Annotated in this window: 21 protein-coding genes; 3 read left to right on the forward strand and 18 right to left on the reverse strand. The window is 65.6% G+C overall.

Features of this window, described 5'->3' with window-relative positions; all coding sequences use genetic code 11:
* Window positions 1-243: 243 nt before the first annotated feature.
* The 12 genes from guaA to ndk form a co-directional block, all read right to left on the reverse strand.
* Entirely contained in the window at window positions 244-1809 is a 1566-nt protein-coding gene (guaA, locus tag ABRP17_RS01380) for a glutamine-hydrolyzing GMP synthase (protein WP_349985224.1), read from the reverse strand.
* Between the two features lie 109 nt (window positions 1810-1918).
* Complete coding sequence (gene guaB / locus ABRP17_RS01385) at window positions 1919-3373, reverse strand: IMP dehydrogenase (protein ID WP_188324253.1); 1455 nt, start codon at window positions 3371-3373, stop codon at window positions 1919-1921.
* A gap of 227 nt (window positions 3374-3600) precedes the next feature.
* Window positions 3601-4482 (reverse strand): bifunctional methylenetetrahydrofolate dehydrogenase/methenyltetrahydrofolate cyclohydrolase FolD, encoded by an 882-nt coding sequence (folD, locus tag ABRP17_RS01390; protein WP_188324254.1) that lies wholly within the window; start codon window positions 4480-4482, stop codon window positions 3601-3603.
* A gap of 120 nt (window positions 4483-4602) precedes the next feature.
* The gene (locus tag ABRP17_RS01395; protein ID WP_192080692.1) at window positions 4603-6435 is read right to left on the reverse strand and encodes a monovalent cation:proton antiporter-2 (CPA2) family protein; all 1833 of its coding nucleotides are present in this window, start codon (window positions 6433-6435) and stop codon (window positions 4603-4605) included.
* 259 nt (window positions 6436-6694) lie between these two features.
* Window positions 6695-7831: a molybdopterin-synthase adenylyltransferase MoeB gene (gene moeB / locus ABRP17_RS01400; protein ID WP_372486857.1), complete on the reverse strand. Its 1137-nt coding sequence runs from the start codon at window positions 7829-7831 to the stop codon at window positions 6695-6697.
* Between the two features lie 98 nt (window positions 7832-7929).
* Window positions 7930-9327 carry a ribosome biogenesis GTPase Der gene (gene der / locus ABRP17_RS01405; protein WP_188324257.1) on the reverse strand — a complete coding sequence of 466 codons (1398 nt, stop codon included), beginning with the start codon at window positions 9325-9327 and terminating at the stop codon, window positions 7930-7932.
* A gap of 16 nt (window positions 9328-9343) precedes the next feature.
* Window positions 9344-10549: an outer membrane protein assembly factor BamB gene (gene bamB / locus ABRP17_RS01410; protein WP_188324258.1), complete on the reverse strand. Its 1206-nt coding sequence runs from the start codon at window positions 10547-10549 to the stop codon at window positions 9344-9346.
* On the reverse strand, window positions 10549-11187 hold the full coding sequence (locus tag ABRP17_RS01415; RefSeq protein WP_188324259.1) for a tetratricopeptide repeat protein: 639 nt from the start codon (window positions 11185-11187) through the stop codon (window positions 10549-10551). The genes bamB and ABRP17_RS01415 overlap by 1 nt, the downstream gene beginning before the upstream one ends.
* A gap of 80 nt (window positions 11188-11267) precedes the next feature.
* Window positions 11268-12140 (reverse strand): RodZ domain-containing protein, encoded by an 873-nt coding sequence (locus ABRP17_RS01420; RefSeq protein WP_349985227.1) that lies wholly within the window; start codon window positions 12138-12140, stop codon window positions 11268-11270.
* A gap of 6 nt (window positions 12141-12146) precedes the next feature.
* Window positions 12147-12956 carry a tetratricopeptide repeat protein gene (locus ABRP17_RS01425; protein ID WP_188324261.1) on the reverse strand — a complete coding sequence of 270 codons (810 nt, stop codon included), beginning with the start codon at window positions 12954-12956 and terminating at the stop codon, window positions 12147-12149.
* Complete coding sequence (gene rlmN, locus ABRP17_RS01430) at window positions 12943-14160, reverse strand: 23S rRNA (adenine(2503)-C(2))-methyltransferase RlmN (protein WP_349985228.1); 1218 nt, start codon at window positions 14158-14160, stop codon at window positions 12943-12945. Before rlmN ends, ABRP17_RS01425 begins: the two co-directional genes overlap by 14 nt.
* 9 nt (window positions 14161-14169) lie before the next feature.
* Window positions 14170-14595: a nucleoside-diphosphate kinase gene (gene ndk / locus ABRP17_RS01435; RefSeq protein ID WP_188324263.1), complete on the reverse strand. Its 426-nt coding sequence runs from the start codon at window positions 14593-14595 to the stop codon at window positions 14170-14172.
* 245 nt (window positions 14596-14840) lie between these two features.
* Between ndk and ABRP17_RS01440 the strand changes: the two genes are divergently transcribed.
* From ABRP17_RS01440 to ABRP17_RS01450, 3 genes are all read left to right on the forward strand, one after another.
* Window positions 14841-15524 carry a TetR family transcriptional regulator gene (locus ABRP17_RS01440; protein WP_349985229.1) on the forward strand — a complete coding sequence of 228 codons (684 nt, stop codon included), beginning with the start codon at window positions 14841-14843 and terminating at the stop codon, window positions 15522-15524.
* 26 nt (window positions 15525-15550) lie between these two features.
* A complete protein-coding gene (locus ABRP17_RS01445; protein WP_349985231.1) occupies window positions 15551-17923 on the forward strand; it encodes a 3-hydroxyacyl-CoA dehydrogenase/enoyl-CoA hydratase family protein in 2373 nt (790 codons plus the stop codon).
* Window positions 17924-17991: 68 nt separating this feature from the next.
* Window positions 17992-19200 carry an acetyl-CoA C-acyltransferase gene (locus ABRP17_RS01450; RefSeq protein WP_349985233.1) on the forward strand — a complete coding sequence of 403 codons (1209 nt, stop codon included), beginning with the start codon at window positions 17992-17994 and terminating at the stop codon, window positions 19198-19200.
* Between the two features lie 1163 nt (window positions 19201-20363).
* On the opposite strand, the gene galU is transcribed toward ABRP17_RS01450, so the two are convergent.
* The 6 genes from galU to ABRP17_RS01480 form a co-directional block, all read right to left on the reverse strand.
* The gene (gene galU, locus ABRP17_RS01455) at window positions 20364-21248 is read right to left on the reverse strand and encodes a UTP--glucose-1-phosphate uridylyltransferase GalU (protein ID WP_188324267.1); all 885 of its coding nucleotides are present in this window, start codon (window positions 21246-21248) and stop codon (window positions 20364-20366) included.
* A 3-nt stretch (window positions 21249-21251) separates the two neighbouring features.
* On the reverse strand, window positions 21252-23156 hold the full coding sequence (locus ABRP17_RS01460; RefSeq protein ID WP_349985236.1) for a nucleoside-diphosphate sugar epimerase/dehydratase: 1905 nt from the start codon (window positions 23154-23156) through the stop codon (window positions 21252-21254).
* A gap of 15 nt (window positions 23157-23171) precedes the next feature.
* Window positions 23172-24152: a glycosyltransferase family 4 protein gene (locus tag ABRP17_RS01465; protein ID WP_349985237.1), complete on the reverse strand. Its 981-nt coding sequence runs from the start codon at window positions 24150-24152 to the stop codon at window positions 23172-23174.
* 3 nt (window positions 24153-24155) lie between these two features.
* Window positions 24156-25334 (reverse strand): lipopolysaccharide assembly protein LapB, encoded by a 1179-nt coding sequence (lapB, locus tag ABRP17_RS01470; protein WP_188324270.1) that lies wholly within the window; start codon window positions 25332-25334, stop codon window positions 24156-24158.
* 6 nt (window positions 25335-25340) lie between these two features.
* Window positions 25341-25622, reverse strand: coding sequence for a lipopolysaccharide assembly protein LapA domain-containing protein (locus tag ABRP17_RS01475; RefSeq protein ID WP_188324271.1), 282 nt, complete (start codon window positions 25620-25622; stop codon window positions 25341-25343).
* A 71-nt stretch (window positions 25623-25693) separates the two neighbouring features.
* Window positions 25694-25999 carry an integration host factor subunit beta gene (locus ABRP17_RS01480; protein WP_188324272.1) on the reverse strand — a complete coding sequence of 102 codons (306 nt, stop codon included), beginning with the start codon at window positions 25997-25999 and terminating at the stop codon, window positions 25694-25696.
* Window positions 26000-26036: the final 37 nt, after the last annotated feature.

Below are 26036 nucleotides of genomic sequence, written 5' to 3' on the forward strand. Positions count from 1 at the left end.
CGCCTTCTCCTGTTCTCGACGCTATTTATCCAGCCCGCCCAAGAACTCGGCTGTCAGCACGACGGGCTTGATACTTCGCAAGCTGTGGCTCTACGAACCAGAATCTTAGCGAACACGCTATGTGCGACATTGTATCAGCGCCCGCTGCTCGTCAAACGCCCCAGCCAGGGCTGCCGATTAAGCTCAACTGATGCCCCCCCCTCAACCAACAAGGGCGCCTCTCGGCGCCCCCGTCAATTCAACTCATTCCCACTCAATAGTAGCCGGCGGCTTCCCCGAGATGTCATAGACAACCCGTGAAACCCCCCGCAGCTCATTGATGATCCGGTTACTCACCGTACCCAGGAACTCATACGGCAGGTGCGACCAGTGCGCCGTCATGAAATCAATCGTCTCCACAGCCCGCAGCGCGATCACCCACTCATAGGCACGCGCATCGCCCACCACGCCGACCGACTTCACCGGCAGGAACACCGCGAACGCCTGGCTGGTCTTGTCGTACAGGTCGGCCTTGCGCAGCTCTTCGATGAAGATCGCATCGGCCTTGGCCAACAGCTCGGCGTACTCACGCTTCACTTCACCCAAGATGCGCACGCCCAGGCCCGGGCCCGGGAACGGATGACGGTAGACCATGCTGCGCGGCAGGCCGAGCTCGACGCCGAGGCGACGCACTTCGTCCTTGAACAGCTCGCGCAGCGGCTCGACCAGGCCCAGCTTCATGTGTTCCGGCAGGCCGCCCACGTTGTGGTGGCTCTTGATCACGTGCGCCTTGCCGGTCTTGCTGCCGGCCGACTCGATCACGTCCGGGTAGATGGTGCCCTGTGCAAGCCACTTCGCATTCTTAAGCTTGTTGGATTCTTCGTCGAAGATGTCCACGAACAGGTTGCCGATGATCTTGCGCTTGGCTTCCGGATCACTCACGCCTTCCAGCTTGGCGAAGTACCGGTCGGCCGCGTTCACGCGGATCACCTTGACGCCCATGTGCTCGGCGAACATCGCCATCACCTGGTCGCCTTCCTGCCAGCGCAGCAGGCCGGTGTCGACGAACACGCAGGTCAGCTTGTCACCGATCGCTTTATGCAGCAGCGCAGCCACGACCGACGAATCGACGCCGCCGGACAGGCCCAGAATCACTTCGTCATCGCCGACTTGTTCCCGCACGCGGGCGATCTGGTCGTCGATGATGTTGGCGGCGGTCCACAGGGTTTCGCAGCCGCACACGTCCACCACGAAGCGGCGCAGCAGCGCCTGGCCCTGCAGGGTGTGGGTCACTTCGGGATGGAACTGCACGCCGTACCAGCGCTTTTCTTCATTGGCCATCGCGGCCACCGGGATGCGATCGGTGGTGGCGGTGATGGTGAAGCCCGGCGGTGCCTTGGAGACGTGGTCGCCATGGCTCATCCACACGTTCAGCCGTGCCTCGCCCGGGTGGTCGCTCAGCCCGGCGAACAGCGAGTCCGGCGCCACGATGTTGACTTCGGCATGGCCGAATTCGCGCTGGTCGGCGGCTTCTGTTTCACCGCCCAGCTGCGCGGCCAGGGTCTGCATGCCGTAGCAGATGCCGAACACCGGCAGGCCGCTGCCGAACACTTCCTGCGGCGCAGCCGGCGCGCTTGGCAGGGTGGTCGATTCCGGGCCACCGGACAGAATGATGCCCTTGGCCCCGAAGCCCGCAATGTCGGCCGGGTTGTGGTCCCACGCCCAGATCTCGCAGTAGACGCCGAGCTCGCGGATGCGACGGGCGATCAGCTGGGTGTACTGCGCGCCGAAATCGAGGATGAGGATCTTGTCGGTATGGATGTTGGTCATGATGCCCGGGCGATGCAGGAGGAATAACGGAGTACGAAAGCGCAACCAGCGGCGGATGAAGAAAGAGGAACGGGAAGCAGCTTCCTCGTTCCTCTTCTTGCGTCCGGCCTCAGGCGCGGTAGTTCGGCGGTTCCTTGGTGATCTGCACGTCGTGGACGTGGCTCTCACGTTGGCCGGCGCCGCTGATCTTGACGAACTTCGGCTTGCTGCGCATGTCTTCGACCGTGCCGCAGCCCACGTAGCCCATGGTGGCGCGCAGGCCGCCCATCAGCTGGTGGATGATGCCGCCGACCGGGCCGCGATACGGCACGCGGCCTTCGATGCCTTCCGGCACCAGCTTGTCGGCGCTGGAAGCGTCCTGGAAGTAGCGGTCCTTGGACCCTTTTTCCATCGCCGCCAGTGAGCCCATGCCGCGGTAGCTCTTGTACGAACGGCCCTGGAACAGCTCGGTTTCGCCGGGCGATTCCTCGGTACCGGCCAGCAGGCCACCGATCATGATGGTGGACGCACCGGCGGCCAGCGCCTTGCCAATGTCACCGGAGTAGCGGATGCCACCGTCGGCGATCAGCGGGATGCGATCCTGCAGCGCCTCGGCGACCAAGTCGATGGCGGTGATCTGCGGCACGCCGACACCGGCGACCACGCGGGTGGTGCAGATCGAGCCCGGACCGATGCCGACCTTGACCGCATCCGCACCGCAATCCAGCAACGCCAGTGCGGCTTCGCCGGTGCAGATGTTGCCACCGACCACCTGCACCTGCGGGAAGTGCTTCTTGACCCAACGTACGCGGTCCAGCACGCCCTGCGAGTGGCCATGCGCGGTGTCCACCACCAGCACGTCCACGCCGGCGGCGACCAGCGCTTCGACGCGGCGATCGGTATCGCCGCCCACGCCGACCGCGGCACCCACCAGCAGGCGCGTGGCGGAGTCCTTGGCAGCGTTCGGGTAATCGGTGTTCTTCTGGATGTCCTTGACGGTGATCAGGCCACGCAGGGCGAACTCATCGTTGACCACCAGGATCTTTTCGATGCGGTTGCGATGCAGCAGCAGCTGCACTTCTTCTGACGCGGCGCCTTCCTTGACCGTGATCAGGCGATCCTTCTTGGTCATGATGTGGCGGACCGGATCGTCCAGCTCGGTTTCAAAGCGCATGTCACGGTGGGTGACGATGCCGACCAGCTGGCCGCCATCCACCACCGGCACGCCGGAGATGTTGCGCGCCTGGGTCAGCGCCAGCACGTCGCGGATGGTGGTTTCCGGCCCGACGGTGATCGGATCGCGGATGACACCGGCCTCGAACTTCTTGACCTTGGCCACTTCGGCGGCCTGCTGCTCCACGCTCAGGTTCTTGTGGATGATGCCCATGCCGCCGAGCTGGGCCATGGCGATGGCCAGGCGTGCTTCGGTGACGGTATCCATCGCAGCGGACAGGATCGGGAGCTTCAGCCGCAGGTCGCGGGTCAGCCGGGTTTCCAGGCTGACATCCTTCGGCAGGATGATCGAGTGGGCGGGGACGAGCGAGACGTCGTCGTAGGTGAGAGCTTCAGCCTGGATGCGCAGCATCGGCATACCCGAGATGTGGGGAAGCGCGTCATTTTACCCTGATTGTCGGCCGAGCGGCAGGGGGTAGATGCGACGGTGTGTCGCGCCGGTAGGGTGCGGGGTGAAAGGCGCCGCTGCGCTCGCCGAGCGTTGCTCGGCGCTACCGGGGTGCGGCGTTATCGGGCGAGGCGGCGACTGGTAGCGCCGACCCATGGTCGGCGAGCGCAGCGGGCTCTACGCGCGATCTCTCAAACGAACGCTTCTGCCGCTTCCAGCGTGTTCTGCATCAACGTCGCCACCGTCATCGGCCCTACCCCACCGGGTACCGGGGTGATCCAGCTGGCGCGCTGCGCAGCGGCCTCGAAGCCCACATCGCCGACCAGGCGCCCATCGTCCAGCCGATTGATGCCCACGTCGATAACCACCGCACCGGGCTTGACCCATTCACCCGGCACGATGCCCGGGCGACCGACCGCGACCACCAGGATGTCGGCGTTGCGCACGGCCTGCTCCAGCACGTCCTTCGGGGTGAACTTGTGGCAGCTGGTCACGGTGCAGCCGGCGATCAGCAGTTCCAGGCCCATCGGCCGGCCGACGTGGTTGCTGACGCCGACGATGGTCGCGTTGCGGCCGCGCACCGGCTGGTCGGTGTGGCCCAGCAGCGTGGTGATGCCACGCGGAGTGCACGGGCGCAGGCCGAATTCGCGCAGGGCCAGGTGGCCGACATTTTCGGGATGGAAGCCGTCGACGTCCTTGCGCGGATCAATGCGCTGGATCAGGCGGCGGGCATCGGGGATACCCGGCAGCGGCAGCTGGATCAGGATGCCGTGGATCTTCGGATCGGCGTTCAGCTCGTCGATCAGTGCCAGCAGATCGGATTCGTTGGTGCCGGCCGGCAGGTCGAAGTCGTGCGCTTCGATGCCCACCTTCTCCGCCGCACGGCGCTTGTTGCGCACATAGACGGTCGACGCCGGATCGCCTCCTACCAGCACCACGGCCAGGCCGGGGCGGCTGCCACCAGCGGCGACACGCGCGTCCACGCGCACCTTCAGGCTGTCGAGCAGCGCCTCGGAGATGCGGCGGCCATCGAGGATGCGGGCGGATGAGGGGGCGTCGGTCGGCAGGGTCATCGAAGCAGGCGTGCAGCGGCGGGGACGGCTATTGTCCCTGATTCAGGCCCGGTAGTGACGGCCGCTGGCCGTCAAGGCGGGATTGCAGGGGCTGACGGCCAGCGGCCGTCACTACCCTGGTCAAGCGTCCGGCGGCACCTGATCGGCATTGAGCGTGCGCGACTGACGCTTCGGCACGGTGAACGGGGTCGGCGTCGGCACGCCGGGCAGCGAGGTGCCGAACACCATGTGCGCACCAGAAATCAGGTCGCCGCCGGCCATTTCCAGCTGGAAGCGCTCTGCGTCGCGCTCGCGGATCTGCTCGGCGATATCGCGTGCATCGTCCTCATCGGCACCGAGTTCCATCAGCGCGGCCTGACCGAACACCACGGCCGATTCGAAGGTTTCGCGGATCTGGAAATCGACACCTGCATGTATCAGACGCAGTGAGTGTTCGCGGTCGAACGAACGCACCAGCAGCTTGGCCTGCGGGAACTCGTGCGACACCAGCTCAACGATGCGGTCCGCTTCGGTAGCGTCGTTGACGCACACCGCAATCGCGCGCGCCGACGCTGCACCGGACGCATGCAGCACATCCAGACGGGTACCGTCGCCGTAATAGATCTTGAAACCGAAGCGTTCGGCGCTGTGGATCATCTCCACGTCGTTGTCGATGATGGTCACGTCCACGTCGCGCGCCAGCAGTGACTGGCTGGCCACCTGGCCGAAGCGTCCGAAGCCGATCAGCAGCACGCTGCCGGACAGGCCTTCGGCCTCCTCCACGCCTTCCATGCTGACCACGGCAGGTGCAGCGAAGCGCTTATGCGCCAGCACCACCAGCGGGGTCAGCGCCATCGACAGCACGACCACGGCGGTGAAGTTGGCGTTGATGTCCACGTCGATCACCCCGGCACTGGCAGCGGCGGCGAACAGCACGAACGCGAACTCGCCGCCCTGCGCCATCACCACGCCACGGTCCAGCGCCTGCGCATGGCTGCTGCCGAGCAGTCGTGCCACGGCATAGATGCAGACGGCCTTGGCCGCCATCAGCGCCAGCACCAGACCGACGATCAGCGGCCAGTTGCGCGCCACCACGCCCAGGTCCAGCGCCATGCCGACGCTGAGGAAGAACAAGCCCAACAGGATGCCGCGGAAGGGCTCGATATCGGCTTCGATCTGGTGACGGAAGGTCGACTCGCTGAGCAGCACGCCGGCCAGGAACGCGCCCATCGCCATCGACAGCCCGGACAGCTGCATCAGCAGTGCCGCGCCCAGCACCACCAGCAGCGCCGCGGCGGTCATCACTTCGCGCGCCTTGGCGGCAGCGAGGATGCGGAACAGCGGATTGAGCAGGAAACGCCCGACCAGCACGAGGCCGATCACTGCGCCGGCGCCGATGGCCACCGACATCCAGCGCGAGCCCTCGCCGTCGGCACTGCCCGCAGACGGGCCCATGAACGCGACCAGCGCCAGCAACGGCACAATCAGCAGGTCTTCGAACAGCAGGATCGAGACGATCTTCTGCCCCGGCGGCAACGCGATGTCACCGCGCTCGGCCAGCAACTGCATCACCACCGCGGTAGAGGTGAGCACGAAGCCGGTCGCACCGATGAAGGCCACCTGCCACGGCAGGCCGAACAGCTTGGCGACCAGGGTCAGCACGATGGCGCAGACGGTAATCTGCGCCGTACCCAGGCCAAAGATTTCCTTGCGCAGGCTCCACAAGTGCGACGGCCGCATTTCCAGCCCGATCACGAAAAGGAACATCACCACGCCGAGTTCGGCGGTATGCAGGATGGCTTGCGGATCGGAGAACCAGCCCAGCCCGAACGGCCCGATCGCCAGACCAGCGGTGAAGTAGCCCAGGACCGATCCGAGGCCGAAGCGTCGGAACAGGGGCACCATCACCACTGCCGCGCCCAACAGGGCGACGACCTTGACCAGTTCACTGCTTGCTGCTGCTTCCACCGCCATGCGGCCGTTCCTGTGATGCGTCGAGAGGGCTCAACGATAGGGCATGCGTGTGGTAATCAATAGCACGTGAGTTGCGGTTGATTGTTCTGTTGGCGCAACGAGTGGTCAATTTATTGCCATATCGTTCCATCTGACACTGCGAACGAACAGCTGCCGCTGCGCTCGCCGACCATGGGTCGGCGCTACCGATGACCCGGCCCTGCGCGCCAGATCGGTGCCTCGGTAGCGCCGAGCCACGCTCGGCGAGCGCAGCGGCGGATCAGCGGCCCGCGCAGAAAGCGGCGTAATCGATATAGCCGGGGAACTCGACGCCCGGCCCACAGACCGCGCACTGCGGGTCGGGGCTGAGCCGGGTTTCGCGGAAGCGCATCGCCAGCGCATCGAAGCGCAGCAGGCGCCCGGTCAGCGGCTCGCCGATGCCCAGCAGCAGCTTCAGCACCTCGGTCGCCTGCAGGATACCGGCCAGTCCGGGCAGGACGCCGAGCACGCCCGCCTCGGAACAGTTCGGCGCGAACTCCGGCGGAGGCGGCTGCGGGAACAGGCAGCGGTAACACGGCGCCACGCCGCGCTGGCGACCGGCGTCAAACACGCTCACCTGGCCGTCGAAGCGCTCGATCGCGGCATACACAAGCGGCTTGGCGTGCTTGATGCACGCGTCGTTGAGCAGGTAGCGCAGCGGGAAGTTGTCCGAGCCGTCGAGCACCACGTCCACCCCGTCCATCAGCGCGTCGATGTTTGACGAGGTAGCACGCTCGGCGATGGCCTCTACTTTGAGAGAAGGGTTCAGGGCCAGCAGGCGCTCGCGGGCCGAGTCCACTTTCAGCGTGCCTACGCTGGCTTCGGTGTGCACGATCTGCCGGTGCAGGTTGCTGCGCTCCACGCGGTCATCGTCGACAAAACGCAGCTGCCCTACCCCGGCCGCGGCCAGATAGAAGCCGGCAGGCGAGCCCAACCCGCCAGCGCCCAGCACCAGCACGCGCGACCGTTGCAGTTGGCGCTGGCCCGCTTCGCCCACCTGCGGCAACAGCAGATGGCGGGCATACCGATCGTAGAAATCGCGGTCTTCGGCCGAGGTCAGGGGCTGCACCAGCGGCAGTCCCTGCGCGCGCCAGGCGACGGTGCCGCCGGCCACCGAGGCGACGTTTGCATAGCCGGCAGCGAGCAATGCCTGCGCCGCGACGACGGAGCGCCGGCCGGTCTGGCAGATCAGCAGGATGTCCTGGTCGGTGCGCGGGAGGTGCGCGCCAGGATCGGCCTGCAGTTCGCCGTTGGCGATGCCACGCGCGCCTTCGGCCATGCCGCCGGCACGCTCGTGCGCCTCGCGCACGTCGATCAGCGCCGCGCCGTGGGCGAGGCGTTGCAGGGCGATTTCCGGGGTTATTTCGGGGATACGCATGGCGGCATTATCGGCCATGCGCGCAGGGGTGGCACACCGCCGCTGCGCTCGCCGACCATGGGTCGGCGTTACCGTGGATTCAGCGTTGCCGGGTCGCGTCAGCGACCCTTGACGTGCTTCATCAGGCGACGCTTGGCCTTGACCTGGCGTTCGGTCAGCGGGTTTTTCTTGCCTTCGTACGGGTTCGCTCCCTCGCGGAAGATGAACTGCACCGGCGTGCCGACCAGCTTGAAGCGCTTGCGGAAGAAGTTCTCCAGGTAGCGCTTGTACGACTCGGACAGCTCTTTCAGACGCGTGCCGTGCACAATGAAGGTCGGCGGGTTGGCGCCGCCCGGATGCACGTAGCGCAGCTTGGACACGTGACCACGAATGGTCGGCGGCGGATTGGCCTGGTAGGCCACTTCCAGCGCCTGGTTCACTTCGCTGGTGCTGAACTGATGGTTCGCCGACGCATGCGCACGGTGCACTGCATTGAACAGTTCACGCAGGCCGGAGCCATGCATCGCCGAAATACGCACCGACTCGGCCCACGGCACGAAGCCCAGGCGCAGCGACAACTGGGTCTCCGCCTGCTCGCGCTGGTAGTCGGTCAGTCCGTCCCATTTGTTGATCGCAATCACCAACGCACGGCCAGCATCCAGCACCGCGCCGAGCACGGTGGCGTCCTGGTCGGTCACGCCTTCGTGTGCGTCCAGCATCAGCACGGCCACCTGGCACTGCTCGATCGCCTGCATGGTCTTGACGACGGAGAACTTCTCCACCGCTTCGTCCACGCGGCCCCGACGGCGCAGGCCGGCAGTGTCGATCAGGCGGTATTCACGGCCCTCGCGCTCCAGGTCCACCGAGATGGAATCCCGGGTGGTGCCCGGCACTTCAGAGGCGATCATCCGCTCCTCGCCGAGGATGCGGTTCACCAGCGTCGACTTGCCCACGTTGGGGCGACCGACGAAGGCGATGCGCACGCGGTTCGGATCGTTGTCCATCTCTTCGGCGCTGCCCTCTTCCGGCAGGCGCTCGACGATTTCCTCGAGCAGGTCATCCAGACCCTGACGATGCGCCGCCGAAACGGTCATCATCTCGCTGAAGCCGTACCGCGAGAATTCCGCGCGCACGGTGTGCTCGTCGGTGCCGTCGATCTTGTTGATCAGCAGCACCTTGGGCTGCTGCTGCTTGCGCAGCCACGCCAGAATGTCATCGTCCAGCGACGAGGTGCCGTCGCGGGCATCCACGACAAACACGATCAGGTCGGCTTCCTCGGCAGCAGCACGTGCCTGGCGCGCGGTCGCGCCGGCCAGGCCTTCTTCCTGCTCGGCGATGCCGCCGGTGTCCACGATCAGGAACGGGTTGTCCTCGTCCAGGCGACATACACCGTAGTTGCGGTCACGGGTCACGCCGGGCTGGTCATGGACCAGCGCGTCGCGGGTGCGCGTGAGCGCGTTGAAAATTGTGGACTTGCCGACATTCGGCCGTCCGACCAGGGCGACCAGGGGCAGCATCGCGTTTACTCCGTAATTAATTGGCCAACCGGTAAGCGGTCAGCTTGCCTTCGACGTTCTGCACCAGCAGCACCCCGTCAGCGACTATCGGTTGGGCCTTGACGGTCCCGCCGGTCTTTGCCCGGGCGGCCATCGCGCCGTCGGACTGTTGCAGCCAGTGAACATAGCCGTCGAGATCGCCGACAACCACGTAATCCCCCTGCAGCGCAGGGCCGGTCAACTGGCGCCGGGCCAGGCCGGTCTGCGACCAGCTGGCCGCACCGCTCTGCTTGTCCAGGCCAAATACACCGCCCTGGTTGTCAGTGACGATCACGTAGGACGTCGACACGGCGACACCACCGGCACCGCCGTGATCGCGCGCCCACAGCGGGCGGCCGGTCGGGCCTTCGATGGCCATGGTCTGGTTCTTGAAGCTGCTGGCATACAGCGTGGCGCCTTCCAGCACCGGGGCGCCATCCACGTCAGCCATGCGGTCCAGTTCGGTGCGCCCTTCCGGGTTGCCGACCACCTGGTCCCACAGCGTGCGGCCATCGGTGGACGCCATCGCGGAGATGCTGCCGTCATCGTTACCGACAAACAGCACGCCCGGACCCGGCACGATCGGCGCGTTGCCGCGCACGGTCAGCGCCGGCAGTTCGCGCGGGTTGAACCAGCGCTGGGTGCCGTTGGACACATCGAACGCGGTGATGCGGCCGTCATTGCTGCGCACGTACACCATGCCCTGGCCGATGGCCGGAGCGGAAATCACTTCGCCGGGTACCTTGGCACGCCACTTCTCGGTGCCGTCGTTGGCATCGAGCGCGATCACCTGGCCGTCCAGCGTACCGATGGCCACCAGGCCTTCACCCACGCCCGGCCCACCGGACAGGCGCAGCTTCGGCTTCTTCTTTTCCTTGGCCGGCTCGTACGTCCAGATCTTCTTGCCGGTCTGCAGGTCGATGGCGTGCACGCCACCGGTGATCGCCGCGCCGTAGACGCGACCATCGGCCACGACCGGACCCTGGCGGACGCCGATGCGCTCTTCGCCCTTGCCCAGATTGACCGTCCACAGCTTGTCGATCTTCACCGTGGCATCGAACTTCACCAGTTCGGCCGGTTCCTGCAGTTTCTTCGCCGCTGCGTCCTTGCCGGCGAACCAGCCCTTTACCGTGCTGCAGCCGGACAGTGCCATGCCGAGCATCGCAACCGTGGCAACCCGCTTGAGGATGACCATCTGACCCATTACACCGTCTCCTCAGTCGCCGCGACCGTGCCGCCGGCGTCCATCAACTTGGTTTCCAGCAGGCGCCGTTGGGGCGCTGCCACGTCCAGCGTCTTAAGCGCTTTCTCATACTGCCCGCGGGCTTCATCCCGCTTGCCGGCGGCCATCAAGGCGTCGCCATGAATCTCCAGCGCACTGCTGTCGGTGGCCGAGCCCAGCAGCTTGATGGCTTCGTCGCCCTTACCGGTCGCAACCAGCAGACGCGCAATGCGCTGGTCAACCACGTGCTTCAGGTCGCCTTCCACGCTGACCGCGCGCAGGGTGGCAAGCGCGTCATCGTTCTTGCCGGCTTCCACCTGCGCTTTCGCAAGCTGCAGGGCAGCCAGTTCGGAATAGATGTTGGACGGGCCGGCGTCGAGTGCCTTCACTGCCTTGCCCGCCTCATCGAGTTTGTTCTCCTCGATGCCCTTGAGCACCTTCTGGTACTCCAGGTTGGCCGAGGCCAGCTTGTCGCCGTGCGACTGCTGCCAGTAGCCCCAGCCCCAGATCGCGCCGACGGCCACTGCTACGCCACCGAGGATGCTCAGGCCGTTCTTGCGCAGCCAGGAGCGGACGCGTTCACTTTGTTCGTGCTCGTCGAGCAGGTCGTCGATCGCCATGCGTACTCTCGCCCTACCCGAGCCGGAGACAAGCTCGCCGGGGAGGACTGTTCATTGGGTTGTGGAGTGCCGCCGCGGTCTCAGTTGGAAACCGGGACCACGGAGCCGTCAGAGGATACCGTAAAGCGGGCAACGTTGGCTCGCTGATACGGACCGAGATCGATGATGGTGCCGTTCTGCTGAACCTGCACCTGCGAGGCGTTGCCCAGCACGATCCGGCTGACCTGGCCTGCCGGGAAGCTGCGCGACTGGCCCGCCTTGATCAGCGCCTTTTCCACCGTCGCCCCATCGGGCCCGGTGATGTCCACCCAGCTGTCGCCGCTGAACTGCAGTGCCAACGCCGTGCCGGCAGCCACCGGCGGCTCGACCGCCGCAGGCCGTGGCACCGGCGTCAACGAGGCCATGTAGGGCTGGGCGGGCGGTCGCTGCGGCGTCGCAGCGGCCGTCGGTGCCGGTGCGGCATCGCGACCATCGGCAGGCGGCGCGACGGCCACCGTCGCCGGGATCACATCCAGGGAGGCCGTGTTGGGCCCCTGCCCGCCGCTATCCAGATGGCTGCGGGTAGCGAACCAGACCGGCACCGCGAGCGCTGCGGTGATGCCCACGTACAGGAGGCGTCGGCCCAGGCTTTCCGCGATGCGGCGCGCGCGCGGCGTATGGGTATGGCTGACCAGGGTAGGCGGCACGATCGGCCCCACCTGCGCCTGTTCAAGCACCTGGCCCACGTCCACGCCCAGCAGCCGCGCATAGCTGCGCAGCTGGCCGCGGACGAACACTGGCGCGCCCAGACGCTGCCACTGCTCTTCCTCAAGCGAACGGACGACCTGCACAGGCATGTGCAGGCGCTTGGAGACCTCATCAAGTGTCAGTCCTGCCGCTTCACGGGCCTGGCGGAGGCGTTGGCCACAGCCGGCTGCCGTCTCGAAAGCGTTCACGGTCTGGTTGTCAGTCACTATGCTTCAACCCTTGGAATTGGGGTCCGCATCCTGCGGAAATTCCTGACGAATCCGCTGCTGGTAGCGTGCGGCGGCTGCCGCATCACCCAGTCGCGTCTCGATTTGCGACGCCAGTTGTAACACGGAAAGCGTTGACGGTGCAGCCGCGAGGCGGCGCTCCGAAAACGCACGCGCTTCCATGAAACGGCCATCGTCGTACGAAAGTTGCGCCATCGCGGTCAGCGCCTGGGCGTTTTTGGGCTCGCTGGCCAGCGATGCGCGCAGGTCACGCTGGGCGCGTTCACGCTGCCCGGCATCCAGGGCGCAGGCACCGGCGTTGGACAGCGCAATGGCCGGCGTGGCGTAGCCCGGCGCCACCAGCGCCCGGTCGAACCACGGCAGCGACTCCGCCGCACGCCCCTGCTGGCACAACCACGCCGCGTAGTTGTTCAGCACGTCGCCGCGCTCGGGAGCCAGCACGGTGGCCCGCTGCAGCAGCTGGCCCGTCTGTACGTTGTCGCCACGCCGCTGCGCGACGGCAGCCAGCAGCAGCAGCGCGTCAGGGCGCCCACTGTCCAGCTTGAGTGCCGAACGCGCGCGCTTTTCCGCCGCGTCCAGATTGCCGGCCCCGAGGTCCGCCCCGGCCAGCGTCACGTCGTTGTTGTATTGGTGCTGGCGTCGCACCTGTTCGCCGTCATGGGCTGTGTAGGTGGGCGCAACCGACATCTCGGCCTTGCCCATCTTCAATCCGCCCCCCTTGCTGCCACCACCGCACCCCGCGAGCACCAGCGCGCACAGGGCAGCACCGGCGAGCAGGCGGTCAGGCCGCTGCATCGCGCCCGGTCCGTACGTTCTCAAGCGCATCAAGGGTCTTGTTGAACTCGGCCTGGCGCCGCGTCCGATCCATCACCTGCCCCTTCAACTGGCCACACGCCGCGTCGATGTCGTCACCGCGGGTACGGCGCACCATCGTCAGCACGTTGTTGTCCAGCAGGATGGTCTGGAAGGCGCGGATCTGCACATCGTCGGATCGCTCGTAACGCGTGCCCGGGAAGGGATTGAACGGGATAAGGTTGACTTTGCCCGAGCCCTTGGCCTGCACCGCATTGTCGAACTGGCGCATCAACCGGGCCAGTGCACGGGCGTGCTCGGGCTGGTCGTTGATGCCCTTCATCAGGGTGTATTCGAAGGTCACCGATTCGCGGCGCTTGTTGCCACGCAGGTAGCGCGCACAGGACGCCATCAGATCAGCGATCGGGTACTTCCGGTTCAGCGGCACGAGGGTCTCGCGCAGCTCATCGGTCGGCGCGTGCAGGGACACCGCCAGCGACACATCGCTTTCGGTGGACAGCCGATCGATCATCGGCACCAGGCCGGAGGTGGACAGGGTCACCCGCTTGTTGGCGAGGCCATAGCCCAGGTCGTCGCGCATCACGTTCATCGCGCGCACGACGTTGTCGAAATTCATCAGTGGCTCGCCCATGCCCATCATCACCACGTTGGTGAGACGGCGCATCAGGTGCGGCACGTTGCCCAGGTGGCGCGCGGCAATCCATACCTGGCCGATGATCTCGGCGGTGGACAGATTGCGGTTGAAGCCCTGGGTGGCGGTCGAACAGAACGTGCAGTTCAGCGCACAGCCCACCTGCGAGGAAACGCACAGCGTGCCGCGGCTCTTGTCCGGAATGTAGACCGCTTCGATGGCGTTTTTGCCATCGTTGCCCATCGCCAGCAACCACTTGTGGGTGCCGTCGGCGGACGGTTTGTCGAACACGATGTTCGGAACCAGCACCTCAGCATGTTCCTGCAGCTTGGCGCGCAGTCCCTTGCCGAGGTCGGTCATTTCATCGAAATCGGTGACGTAGCGATGGTGGATCCACTTCATCACCTGATGTGCCCGGAACTTCTGTTCGCCGAGTTTTTCGACGAAAAAACGCTCCAGGCCCGCGCGATCGAGGTCGAGCAGGTTCTGCTTGCCAGCCGTGGTTGCCGACTTCGGCAGCGGCTGGATGGCGGGTGTCTGTACGACCTCGTTCACGGCAACCTCTTAACGGGAGACCACTTCCGTGGCGGCAAAGAAGTAAGCGATTTCGTTGGTGGCGTTCTCGACCGAGTCCGAGCCGTGGGCGGCATTGGCATCGATGGATTCAGCGAAATCAGCGCGGATGGTGCCGGCCGCGGCTTCCTTCGGATTGGTGGCGCCCAGCAGGTCGCGGTGGGCCAGGACGGCGTTCTCGCCTTCCAGGGCCTGGATCATCACCGGGCCGGAGATCATGAACTCGACCAGCGCGTTGAAGAACGGACGCTCGCGGTGCACGGCGTAGAAGCCTTCGGCTTCGCGGCGCGACAGCTGCTTGTACTTGGCAGCGACGACCTTCAGGCCGGCCTTTTCGAAGCGGGCGTAGATTTCACCGATGACGTTCTTGGCGACGGCGTCGGGCTTGATGATCGAAAGGGTGCGCTCCAGCGCCATGGTGGTATCTCCGAGATCCGGGCCACTCAAGGCCCGAGGGTAGCATGAAAAAAACCCACGTCGAAACGCGGGCTTAGGCTGATATACGTAGGCTTATTGTAGCGCCTCGCCGCAACACACGGTAGCCCCGGCCATTCATCTGCGGCCGGGGATGAACGGCGGCGGCATGATGCTGCGGCGCACAATGCATTGCGCCGGGCGCCGGGTCTAATATCAAACAATCGTTTGATTGAACCCTGCTCTCCATGGCCAGACCTGCCCACTTCTCCACCAAAGACCGCATCCTCGGCGCCGCCGAGGCGTTGTTTGCGCTGCATGGCTTTGCCGGGACGTCGCTGCGCCAGGTGACCAGCCAGGCTGACGTCAACATCGCAGCGGTCAACTATCACTTCGGATCCAAGGAAAACCTGGTCAACGAGGTGTTCCGCCGCCGCATGGACGAAATGACCGCCGCGCGGATGGCGCAGCTGGAGAAAGCACGCAGCGAGCATCCGGGCGAACTGCGGCCAGTGCTGGCCGCGTTCGTCGAGCCGGCGCTGGCGATGGCGCAGGACAGCCAGAGCGGAGGCGCGTTCGTTCGCGTCATCGCCCGTGCCTATGCGGAGAAAAACGACAACCTGCGGCGTTTCCTGTCGGATCACTACGGCCACGTGCTGCGTGACTTCGGCCGTGCCATTTCCGCCTGCGTGCCGGATCTGAGCAAGGAAGAGCTGTACTGGCGCCTCGACTTCCTGGCCGGGTCGCTTACCTATGCGATGGCCGATTTCGGCCTGATCAAGCGGCCTGCCGGTGTCACCGAAGCCGCGCATGGTGCCCAGGCCGCACAGGAACTCATCCGTTTCGCCGAAGCCGGCTTCCGCGCGGCTGCACGCAGCGCCGCGACGTCCGCCAGCCCGGCTGTCACCCCACCTTCCCTTTCCACCCAGTAACTGCTGACCAACCAAGGCTTATCGACATGTCCAATTCCCTGCTAGTCCGCCGCGCCGCCGTGCTGGGTGCCGGCGTCATGGGCGCCCAGATCGCAGCCCACCTGACCAACGCCGGCGTCGACACCGTGCTGTTCGACCTGCCCGCCAAGGAAGGCCCCGCCGACGGCATCGTGCTGAAGGCGATTGCCAACCTGGGCAAGCTCAGCCCTGCCCCGCTCGCCAGCAAGTCCTACGCCGAGGCGATCACGCCGGCCAATTACGAGAGCGGGCTGGAACAGCTGCGCGACTGCGACCTGATCATCGAAGCCATCGCAGAGCGGATGGACTGGAAGCAGGACCTGTACAAGAAGATCGCGCCGTTCGTGGCCGACCACGCCGTGCTGGCCTCCAACACGTCCGGCCTGGGCATCAACAAGCTGGCCGACGTGCTGCCCGAACAGCTGCGCCACCGCTTCTGCGGCGTGCATTTCTTCAACCCGCCGCGCTACATGCACCTGGCCGAGCTGATCCCGGCGTCCACTACCGATGCCAGCGTGCTGGAGGGCCTGGAAAGCTTCCTGGTCACCACCCTGGGCAAGGGCGTGGTGTACGCCAAGGACACCCCGAACTTCATCGGCAACCGCATCGGGGTGTTCTCGATCCTGTCCACCATCCACCACACCCAGGAATTCGGCCTGGGCTTCGACGAAGTCGACGGCCTGACGGGCCCGCTGGTCGGCCGCCCGAAGTCGGCGACCTACCGCACCTCCGATGTGGTCGGCCTGGACACCATGGCGCACGTGATCAAGACCATGGGCGACACCCTGCCCAACGATCCGTGGCACGCGTTCTTCAAATCGCCGAAGTGGCTCGACGCGCTGATTTCCAAGGGCGCACTGGGCCAGAAGACCGGCGCGGGCATCTTCCGCAAGGTCGGCAAGGACATCATGGTGCTGGACCTGGAAAAGCAGGACTACCGCGCCGCTGACCGGACCGCTGCAGCGGAAGTGGTCGAGATCCTGAAGGTCAAGAATCCGGCGGAGAAGTTCGCCAAGCTGCGCGAGAGCCAGCACCCGCAGGCACAGTTCCTGTGGGCCACCTTCCGCGACCTGTTCCACTACAGCGCGTATCACCTGGCTGACATCGCCGAGACCGCGCGCGACGTCGACCTTGCCATCCGCTGGGGCTATGGTTGGTCGCTGGGCCCGTTCGAAACCTGGCAGGCCGCCGGCTGGAAGCAGGTCGCGCAGTGGATTGCCGATGACATTGTCGCCGGCAAGAGCATGAGCAGCGCGCCACTGCCGGATTGGGTGTTCGATGGCCGCGATGGCGTGCACGCCGCCGAAGGCAGCTACAGCCCGACGCGCAACGCCAAGCTGCCGCGCTCCGCACTGCCGGTCTACCAGCGCCAGCGCTTCCCCGATCCGCTGCTGGGCGAACAGTTCCCGCAGGGCGACACCGTGTATGAAAACGACGGCGTGCGCATGTGGCACGACGGCGATGGCATCGCGGTAGTCGGCTTCAAGACCAAGATGAACACCGTGTCCGATCACGTGCTCGATGGCCTGCAGGAAGCCATCAAGCGCGCTGAGAAAGACTTCAAGGGCTTGGTGATCTGGCAGCAGAAGGAACCCTTCTCCGCCGGCGCCGACCTGGCCGGTGCACTGGGCCTGCTGCAGGCCGGCAAGGTCGAGCAGTTCGAAGAAATGGTGCACAACTTCCAGCGCACCAGCCAGGCGATCAAGTATTCGCTGGTACCGGTGGTAACGGCGGTGCGTGGCCTGGCCTTGGGCGGTGGCTGCGAATTCCAGATGCACAGCGCGAAGAGCGTGGCATCGCTGGAAAGCTACATCGGCCTGGTGGAAGCGGGCGTCGGCCTGCTGCCGGCCGGCGGCGGCCTGAAGGAGCTGGCGGTGCGTGCATCGCAGGCTGCCGGCCCCGGTGGTGATGTGTTCGCCGAACTGAAGAAGACCTTTGAAACGGTAGCCATGGCCAAGGTCTCCAACTCGGCGGTCAACGCGAAGGAACTCGGCCTGATGCGCGCCACCGACAAGGTGGTGTTCAACAGCTTCGAGGCGCTCCACATTGCCAAGGCCGAAGTGCTGGCCCTCGCCGAAGGCGGCTATCGCCCGCCGATGCCCTCGCGCCGCATCCAGGTCGCCGGTGATGTCGGTATCGCGACCTTCAAGATGATGCTGGTCAACATGCTGGAAGGCCGCTTCATCAGCCCGTACGACTACGAGATCGCCGTACGCATCGCGACCGTCCTGTGCGGCGGCGAAGTGGACCGCGGCACGCTGGTGGACGAGGAGTGGCTGCTGACCCTGGAGCGCAAGCACTTCGTCGAACTGGCACAGCAGGAAAAAACCCAGGCCCGCATCGCGCACATGCTGAAGACCGGCAAGCCGCTGCGGAACTGACGGGACATCGGTCGTGCCGGCCGTTGGCCGGCAACCTCATCCCAACCCCTATTGAAGAGATCACTGCAATGACCAAGCAAATCCAGGACGCCTACATCGTCGCCGCCACCCGCACACCGGTAGGCAAGGCGCCCAAGGGCATGTTCCGCAACACCCGTCCCGACGACATGCTGGCCCACGTGCTGCGCTCGGTGGTAGCGCAGGCGCCGGGCATCGACGTCAACCGCATCGACGACGCCATCATCGGCTGCGCGATGCCGGAAGCCGAGCAGGGCATGAACGTGGCGCGCATCGGCGTGCTGCTGGCCGGCCTGCCGGACACCATCGCGGCGCAGACGGTGAACCGTTTCTGCTCATCCGGCCTGCAGGCCGTCGCCATGGCGGCGGATCAGATCCGTCTGGGCAATGCCGACCTGATGCTGGCCGGCGGTACCGAATCGATGTCGATGGTACCGATGATGGGCAACAAGATCGCGATGGCCCCCAGCGTGTTCGACAACGACCACGTGGCCATTGCCTACGGCATGGGCATCACCGCCGAGAAGGTCGCCGAAGAGTGGAAGGTATCGCGGGAAGAGCAGGACGCCTTCGCCCTCGCCTCGCACCAGAAGGCGATCGCCGCGATCCAGAACGGCGATTTCAAGGACGAGATCAGCCCGTACGACGTGCGCACCCGTCAGCCGGACCTGGCCGACGGCCGCCGCATCATCACCCGCGACACCATCGTCGACACCGATGAGGGCCCGCGCCTGGATTCGTCCGCCGAAGGCCTGGCCAAGCTGCGCCCGGTGTTCCGCAACGGTCAGTTCGGCGGTACGGTCACGGCCGGCAATTCCTCGCAGATGAGCGATGGTGCCGGTGCGGTGCTGTTGGCGTCCGAGCAGGCGGTGAAGGATTACGGCCTGAAGCCGCTGGCCCGGTTCGTCAGCTTCTCGGTCGCCGGTGTGCGCCCGGAAGTGATGGGCATCGGCCCGATCGCGGCGATTCCGAAGGCGCTGAAGCAGGCCGGCCTGACCCAGGATCAGTTGGACTGGATTGAGCTCAATGAAGCATTTGCGGCGCAGTCGCTGGCGGTGATCCGCGATTGCGGGCTGGACCCGTCAAAGGTCAATCCGCTGGGCGGCGCCATCGCGCTGGGCCATCCGCTGGGCGCCACGGGTGCGATCCGTACGGCAACGCTGCTGCACGGTCTGCGTCGTCGCCAGCAGAAGTACGGCATGGTGACGATGTGCATCGGCACCGGCATGGGTGCGGCGGGCATCTTCGAATCGCTGTAAGAGGGTTTTGGTTGCCTTGGCTGCGCCCCGGCACCCTGCTTGAGCCAGAGCCAGAGCCAAAGCAACGGCAACAGCTGCATTGCCGGATGGGCGGGACGGGGTGGGTTCGCGGGGGACGGCAACAGCCGCATCCTGCGGGCCTCGTTTCGTGCCATCCATGGCACTCAACGCCCCCGCAAACCCACCCCGCCCCACCTTCGACAGGTCCACGGTGGCCACGGGACCTGCGGGCATCGGTAGCGCCGACCCATGGTCGGCGAGCGCAGCGGGCCGTTGGCGGCAACATTCCGCCGAGCGGGGTTTGGTTGCCGGGGCTGCGCCCCGGCTCCCAGCTCTGGAGCCAGGGCCACGGCAACAGCAACAGCTGCATCTGCAGGTATGTGTGTCTGGTGGGACGGGGTGGGTTCGCGGGGGACGGCAACAGCCGCATCCATGCGGGCCTCGTTTCGCGCCATCCATGGCGCTCAACGCCCCCGCGAACCCACCCCGCCCCACCTTCGACAGGTCAATGTCGGCCACGGGACCTGCGGGCATCGGTAGCGCCGACCCATGGTCGGCGAGCGCAGCGGGCCGTTGGCGGCAACATTCCGCCGAGCGGGGTTTGGTTGCCGGGGCTGCGCCCTGGCACCCTGCTGGAGTCAGAGCAACGGCAACAGCTGCATTGCCGGATGGGCGGGACGGGGTGGGTTCGCGGGGGACGGCAACAACCGCATCCTGCGGGCCTCGTTTCGTGCCATCCATGGCACTCAACGCCCCCGCGAACACACCCCGCCCCACCTTCGACAGGTCCATGGCGGCCACGGGACCTGCGGGCATCGGTAGCGCCGACCCATGGTCGGCGAGCGCAGCGGGCCGTTGGCGGCAACGTTCCGCCGACCATGGGTCGGCGCTACCGATGACAGTAGCCCGTCGGGTGGAAGGAGCCCCTGAGTCAGGGGCGGCCGCGAAGCGGCGGGGTATGGGTGCTGGTGAGACGGGGCCCATGGTTTGCGAAGCAAAGCGTGGGAGCGGCAGCGCGAATGCGATGACGTGAACCCGCGCCATGGATGGCGCGAAACAAGCGCTACATGGACGTACTTGTGCGCGTCCCTCGCAAGCCCTACCCGCCCGACCCACCTCTAAGCTTTCGCCGCCCGCCACGAGGGGCTCCGCCGTTCGCCGGATCAATCGTCTTCGGCGAGCATTTCCTGCAGCTTCTGCCGGGCCGGCTTGGCCAGCTTCTTGCTGTTCAATGCAAACCGGATGGTGGCTTCCACCAGGCCCAGATGCGTGCCGCAGTCGAAGCGACGTCCTTCGAAACGATAGGCATCGACGGGCTCGCTCTTCAGCAGCTCGGCGATCGCGTCGGTCAGCTGGATCTCGCCACCTGCACCGGTACCGGTCGCTTCCAGCAGCTCGAAGATCTTCGGGCTGAGCACGTAACGGCCCACTACCGCGAGGTCACTGGGTGCGTCTTCCGGCTTCGGCTTTTCGACGATGGCCGAGATGCGGCCGTGACTGCCATCGAACGCATCCGTGGCGACGATACCGTAGCTCGCCGTCTGTTCATGCGGCACATCTTCCACCGCGATCACGCTGGCACCCGTGGCCTCGTTGAGGTCGGCCATCTGCTTGAGCGCACCATCACCACGGTTGTAGATCAGATCGTCCGGCAGCAGCACCGCGAAGGGCTCATCGCCGATGATCTCTTTCGCACACAGCACAGCATGGCCCAGGCCCAGCGCTTCGGCTTGGGTCACGAAGACCGCACGCACGCCGTTGGGAAGCACGTGCCTAACCAGCTCCAGCTGCTCCAGCTTGCCGGCGCGTTCGAGCTTCTGCTCGAGCTCGTAGGCCTTGTCGAAATAGTCGGCAACCGCATGCTTGTAGCGGTTGGTGATGAAGATCAGGGTGTCGCAGCCCGCTTCGATGGCTTCGTCAACGGCGTACTGGATGAGCGGACGATCGATGATCGGCAGCATTTCCTTCGGAACCGTCTTGGTTGCCGGCAAAAAGCGCGTCCCTAGCCCTGCCACCGGAAAAACTGCCTTTCTGATTCGCTTGCTCATCTGCTACCTGTTGGCCTCTCTTACCGGGAAGGGAACCACGTTAGCCGAAGGGATGTAAGCATCCTGTTGAAGCGGATCGAACTCCGGCATCGTGGCGAACAGGATCTCCTGGATCGCTTCGATATCGTAAGTGGATATCGCGTCGCGCAGCTTCGGCACGTTGGCCAGCACGAGGTCCCGCGAGAACGTACGCACGCCCGCCTCCAGCACCTTGGGGTGTGAGGTGGGCCGGTATTCCTCATCGGAGTAGAACAGCGTTTCGTGCAGCTTCTCACCGGGACGCAGGCCGGTGTAGATAATGGCGATGTCCTTGTACGGCTGCTTTCCCGTCAGTCGGATCATCTGCTCGGCGAGCACGCGGATCGGTACCGGTTCGCCCATGTCCAGCGTGTAGATCGCGCCGTGCGAGGCGGACGCGGCCGCCTGCAGGATCAGCTGGCAGGCTTCCGGGATGGTCATGAAGTAACGCGTGACCTCCGGATCGGTGACGGTCACCGGACCGCCCTTCATGATCTGGTCGCGGAACAACGGCACCACGCTGCCAGCGGAGGCCAACACGTTGCCGAAGCGGACGGTCACGAAACGCGTATGCGTGGACTTCTGGTCCAGGCTCTGGCAGATCATCTCGGCATAGCGCTTGCTGGCGCCCAGCGAGTTGACCGGGTCTACGGCCTTGTCGGTCGAGATGAAGACGAAGTGCTCCACCTTTGCTTCCATGCAGGCGCGCGCCACGTTCTCGGTGGCCAGGATGTTGTTGCGGACCGCTTCGCGCAGTTGACGCTCCAAGACCGGCACCTGCTTGTAGGCGGCCGCATGGAAGGTCGCTTCCACCCGATGCAGCGACAGCGCATGGCGGATCACCGCGGGGTCGCCGCAGTCACCCAGCACGGCCTCGACCTCGATGTCCGGGAAGCTGCGACGCAGCTCGGCTTCGATGGTCAGCAGCAGCAGTTCGCTCATCTCGAGCAGCACGATGCGCCCTGCCCCATGGCGTGCACACTGGCGGCACAGTTCCGAACCGATCGACCCGCCGGCGCCAGTAACCAGCACCGTCCGGCCGCCCAGCCAACCGCGGATCAAGGACCAGTCCGGCTGGATCGGCTTGCGCCCCAGCAGATCTTCGATAGCCACTTCCTTCAACTGACCTGGCAGCGACTGGCCCTGCAGGATGTCGCTCAATTTGGGCACCGTGCGGAACGGCACACCCGTGCTTTCACACAGGCCGACCACCCGCTGCATGCCCACCGCATCCAGCGAGGGAATGGCGATGACGATCAGCCGCGCGACGGTTTCGCGCGCAACCGCCGGCGCGTCGTCCAGCGTGCCGAGGATCGGCAGTCCCTGCAGCTTGGCGCCCTGCAGGTGCGGGGCATCGTCCAGCAGGCCGACCGGATCGTACTCACCGGAACGGCGCAGGTCGCGCACCAGCGCCTCGGCGGCCTGGCCTGCGCCCAGGATCAGCACACGGCGACCGGTGGAGTCTGACTGCACGGACTGATAATCCTTCCAGGCGCGATACAGCAGGCGCGGGGCGCCGAGCAGCGCGGACAGCGCGAAGGGATAGATGACCAGCACCGACAGCGGCACGCCGTCGAAGCGCTTCCACGCCAACGTCAAGACGATGGCGATCAGGCCGATGAAGCTGGCCTTGAAGATGTTGATCAGGTCGGCCACGCTGGCAAAACGCCACAGGCCGCGATACAGGCCGACGCGCCAGAACACCAATGCCTGGATGCCCAGCACCAGCGAGGTGTCTACATTCCAGAGAGGCAGCGCCGGCGCATCGGGGAGGATCGAGTACCGGCCCGCGTGCAGCAGCTGCCAGCAGGCCCAGACCATGAAAAGATCATGGACGACGATGGCGGCGCGCGGCAGCAGCGCGAGAATTCTGTTCCACCTAGCTGACATGAGCAGGATAAACCCTCAGAAATTGCGCAGGCGAACGCGCGACACACCCCACAGGCAGGCCAACAGCACCCCCCAGGCGACCGCCACGCCAGCCTGATGCAGCGAAGATATCGAACGCGCTGCATACAGCAGCACCGCTCCGACCAGGCCGAGCAGAATATACACGCCCGTCACCCGTGCGTGGCTGAAGCCAGCCTTCACGGCGCGCTGATAGACGTGCTGCGTGTGTGGTTCCATCCAGCGTTGCCCGGAGAGCATGCGGGATGACAGCGTGAAGCCTGCGTCCACAAGGAAGACCGCGAGCGGCACCAGCAACAGCAGCCAGTTGATGTCGGTCACCACACTGGCCAACCCGACAAGCGCCGCAAGCAGGTAGCCCAAGGCCCCGCTGCCGACATCACCCATGAAGATGCGTGCGCGCGGAAAGTTGAACGGCAGGAATCCAAGGCACCCGCCCGCCACGGCGATCGCCAGCAGCGCCACAGGGGTTGGCAGGATCGCGGCGATGGCCAGCGCGGCAATCACCGCCTGACTGGCGGCGATGCCGTTGATGCCATCCATGAAGTTCCATAGATTTATCAAGGCAGTTGCGACAAAGAACAGCAGGACGGCCTGCACGATGCTGCCCGTTTCCTGCCACACCAGCGCAGCCAGCAGCGCCGATGCCAGCATGTGTACCATCAGCCGCCGCATCGCCGGCAACGGATGATGGTCATCCCACCAGCCGATCCCTGCGACCAGCAACAGTCCCGCAGCGAAAACGGCCAGCCCGACCACCGCAGCAGGCCACACCATCGCGCCGGCGGTCGTGCCCAGCAGGACCGTCGCCACGATGGCAATGCCACCGCCACGAGGCGTCGCCACCGCATGGCTGCGCCGCTCACCGGGCTGGTCCAGCAGCTGGCGATGCAGCGCATAGCGGCGTGCCAGCCAGGTCAGGCCGGCAGCCGCGAGGGTGAGCATGCCCAGCGCCTCGAACGCGACAACAGCGTTCATGGGTTACAGCACCGCGTAATTCAGCAGTGGCTTGACCGTGCCCCATTCCTTGCAGCTCGGGCACTGCCAGTGGTGCGTGCGTGCGCCAAAACCGCAGCGCGTGCAGCGGTAAGCCGGGTTGCGCACCAGCAACTGGTCGGTGATGTGCTTCAGATCGTGCAGGGTGGCGGTCGGGTCGGCACCCTCGGCCAAGGTGAGGTCGATGAGCGCCGACTCGCCGCGTACTGACGGGCGATCCTTCAACTGGCGGCCGAGGTAGGCACGCGCGGGGGCGACGCCTTCCTGCTCTTCCATCAACCGGGTCAGCGCCAGCACGGGCGCGATGCCACGGTAATGTTCCGTCATCTCGGACAGGAAGCTGCGCGCGCCGCCCAGGTCACCGACCTTGCGGTAGTTCTGCATCAGCGGCTGCAGCACTTCCGGCAGGTACTCCGGATCGTTGCGCGCGGCGCGCTCGAAAGCGCGGACGGCGGCTTCGGCGTTGCCGGCATCGGTTTCCAGACGGCCTTCTATGATGCCGGCCCGTACGGACATCGCATCGGCCTGGTAGGCCCGCGCAATAGCTGCCCTCGCCTGCTCCACGTTACCGGCGCCGCGGTGGCGCTCGGCCAGTTCGCATTCGAACTGCCCGACCAGCTTGCCCATGGGTTCGCCGGTGACTTCTTCGAAGCGCAACGCGTTGTCGATCGCCTTTTCCCAGTCCCGCTCGGCCTGGTAGATGCCGATCAGGTGCTTGAGCGCCTGCGGTGCGCGCTGGTCGATCTGTGCCAGTTCGGAGAACACGGTTTCGGCACGATCCAGCAGGCCGGACTTCATGTAGTCCTCGCCCAGCGCCAGCAGCGCCTGTACGCGCTGGGGATCGCTGAGGTCGGTGCGGTTCACCAGTCCCTGGTGCAGGCGGATCGCGCGGTCGACCTCACCGCGACGGCGGAACAGGTGGCCCAACGCGACCTGGGTCTCGAAGGTTTCCTTGTCCAGCTCGGCGATGTGCAGGAACAGTTCGATCGCCTTGTCCGGCTGCTCGTTGAGCAAATAGTTCAGGCCGCGGAAGTAGGTGCTGGACAGGCGGCTGACCTGGTTGTCGCCGTGGCGCTGTCCGCCGCGCCGGCCGATGACCCAGCCGGCAACCGCCGCCAGCGGGACACACAGGAAAAACCAGAAGTACTCGGAGACAAATTCCATCTGCGATCAGCGTCCATCATAAGGAGGAGTAACAGCCACACCCGGAGTTGCCAGGGCAGCCTTGTTGGCACGGCGCAGCTGGGCATAGAGCGGAACGACCACGCTCACCAGCACCAGGCCGGCACCGACCACGACCCCGACCAGCAACGCAGCGATCATCGCCACGCCAACCGAGGTATGCAATTCAGTGAAAACCAGGTTGATCGTCATCTCGGTCATATTGACCGCACCGATGATCAGTCCAATGACCAGCACTGCCAGCAGGACCAGTAAACGGAAAACCTTCATGCGACAGCTCCAGTCACGGAAGACCGTAGCTTATCCGACCCGGTGGGTGGATCGCACGTCGTGATGCAGGATCAGGCCGGATCGGCTTCCTGTGGCACCACATCGCTGACGCGTTCGCGCAGCTCTTTGCCCGGCTTGAAGTGCGGGACATGCTTGCCCGGCAGGGCGACCGATTCACCGGTCTTGGGATTGCGACCCAGGCGCGGCGGACGGTAATGCAGGGAAAAACTGCCGAAACCGCGGATCTCGATGCGATCACCGGCCGACAACGACCCGCCCATCATCTCCAACAACGACTTCACCGCCAGATCGACATCATCGGCCTTCAGGTGCGCCTGCCGGCGCGCAAGGATTTCGATCAGTTCGGATTTGGTCATTGCAGGCTCTGCTCGAGGGGCTCAAACCCTGAAACGG

The sequence above is a fragment of the Stenotrophomonas sp. WHRI 8082 genome, assembly GCF_040223995.2.
Classification (GTDB): domain Bacteria; phylum Pseudomonadota; class Gammaproteobacteria; order Xanthomonadales; family Xanthomonadaceae; genus Stenotrophomonas.

Bases quoted from the DNA above. Each gene is read 5' to 3' on its own strand.
- guaA (WP_349985224.1), bottom strand. From the start codon at position 1,809: ATGACCAACATCCATACCGACAAGATCCTCATCCTCGATTTCGGCGCG.
- guaB (WP_188324253.1), bottom strand. From the start codon at position 3,373: ATGCTGCGCATCCAGGCTGAAGCTCTCACCTACGACGACGTCTCGCTC.
- folD (WP_188324254.1), bottom strand. From the start codon at position 4,482: ATGACCCTGCCGACCGACGCCCCCTCATCCGCCCGCATCCTCGATGGC.
- ABRP17_RS01395 (WP_192080692.1), bottom strand. From the start codon at position 6,435: ATGGCGGTGGAAGCAGCAGCAAGCAGTGAACTGGTCAAGGTCGTCGCC.
- moeB (WP_372486857.1), bottom strand. From the start codon at position 7,831: ATGCGTATCCCCGAAATAACCCCGGAAATCGCCCTGCAACGCCTCGCC.
- der (WP_188324257.1), bottom strand. From the start codon at position 9,327: ATGCTGCCCCTGGTCGCCCTGGTCGGACGGCCGAATGTCGGCAAGTCC.
- bamB (WP_188324258.1), bottom strand. From the start codon at position 10,549: ATGGGTCAGATGGTCATCCTCAAGCGGGTTGCCACGGTTGCGATGCTC.
- ABRP17_RS01415 (WP_188324259.1), bottom strand. From the start codon at position 11,187: ATGGCGATCGACGACCTGCTCGACGAGCACGAACAAAGTGAACGCGTC.
- ABRP17_RS01425 (WP_188324261.1), bottom strand. From the start codon at position 12,956: ATGCAGCGGCCTGACCGCCTGCTCGCCGGTGCTGCCCTGTGCGCGCTG.
- ndk (WP_188324263.1), bottom strand. From the start codon at position 14,595: ATGGCGCTGGAGCGCACCCTTTCGATCATCAAGCCCGACGCCGTCGCC.
- ABRP17_RS01440 (WP_349985229.1), top strand. From the start codon at position 14,841: ATGGCCAGACCTGCCCACTTCTCCACCAAAGACCGCATCCTCGGCGCC.
- ABRP17_RS01445 (WP_349985231.1), top strand. From the start codon at position 15,551: ATGTCCAATTCCCTGCTAGTCCGCCGCGCCGCCGTGCTGGGTGCCGGC.
- ABRP17_RS01450 (WP_349985233.1), top strand. From the start codon at position 17,992: ATGACCAAGCAAATCCAGGACGCCTACATCGTCGCCGCCACCCGCACA.
- galU (WP_188324267.1), bottom strand. From the start codon at position 21,248: ATGAGCAAGCGAATCAGAAAGGCAGTTTTTCCGGTGGCAGGGCTAGGG.
- ABRP17_RS01460 (WP_349985236.1), bottom strand. From the start codon at position 23,156: ATGTCAGCTAGGTGGAACAGAATTCTCGCGCTGCTGCCGCGCGCCGCC.
- ABRP17_RS01465 (WP_349985237.1), bottom strand. From the start codon at position 24,152: ATGAACGCTGTTGTCGCGTTCGAGGCGCTGGGCATGCTCACCCTCGCG.
- lapB (WP_188324270.1), bottom strand. From the start codon at position 25,334: ATGGAATTTGTCTCCGAGTACTTCTGGTTTTTCCTGTGTGTCCCGCTG.
- ABRP17_RS01475 (WP_188324271.1), bottom strand. From the start codon at position 25,622: ATGAAGGTTTTCCGTTTACTGGTCCTGCTGGCAGTGCTGGTCATTGGA.
- ABRP17_RS01480 (WP_188324272.1), bottom strand. From the start codon at position 25,999: ATGACCAAATCCGAACTGATCGAAATCCTTGCGCGCCGGCAGGCGCAC.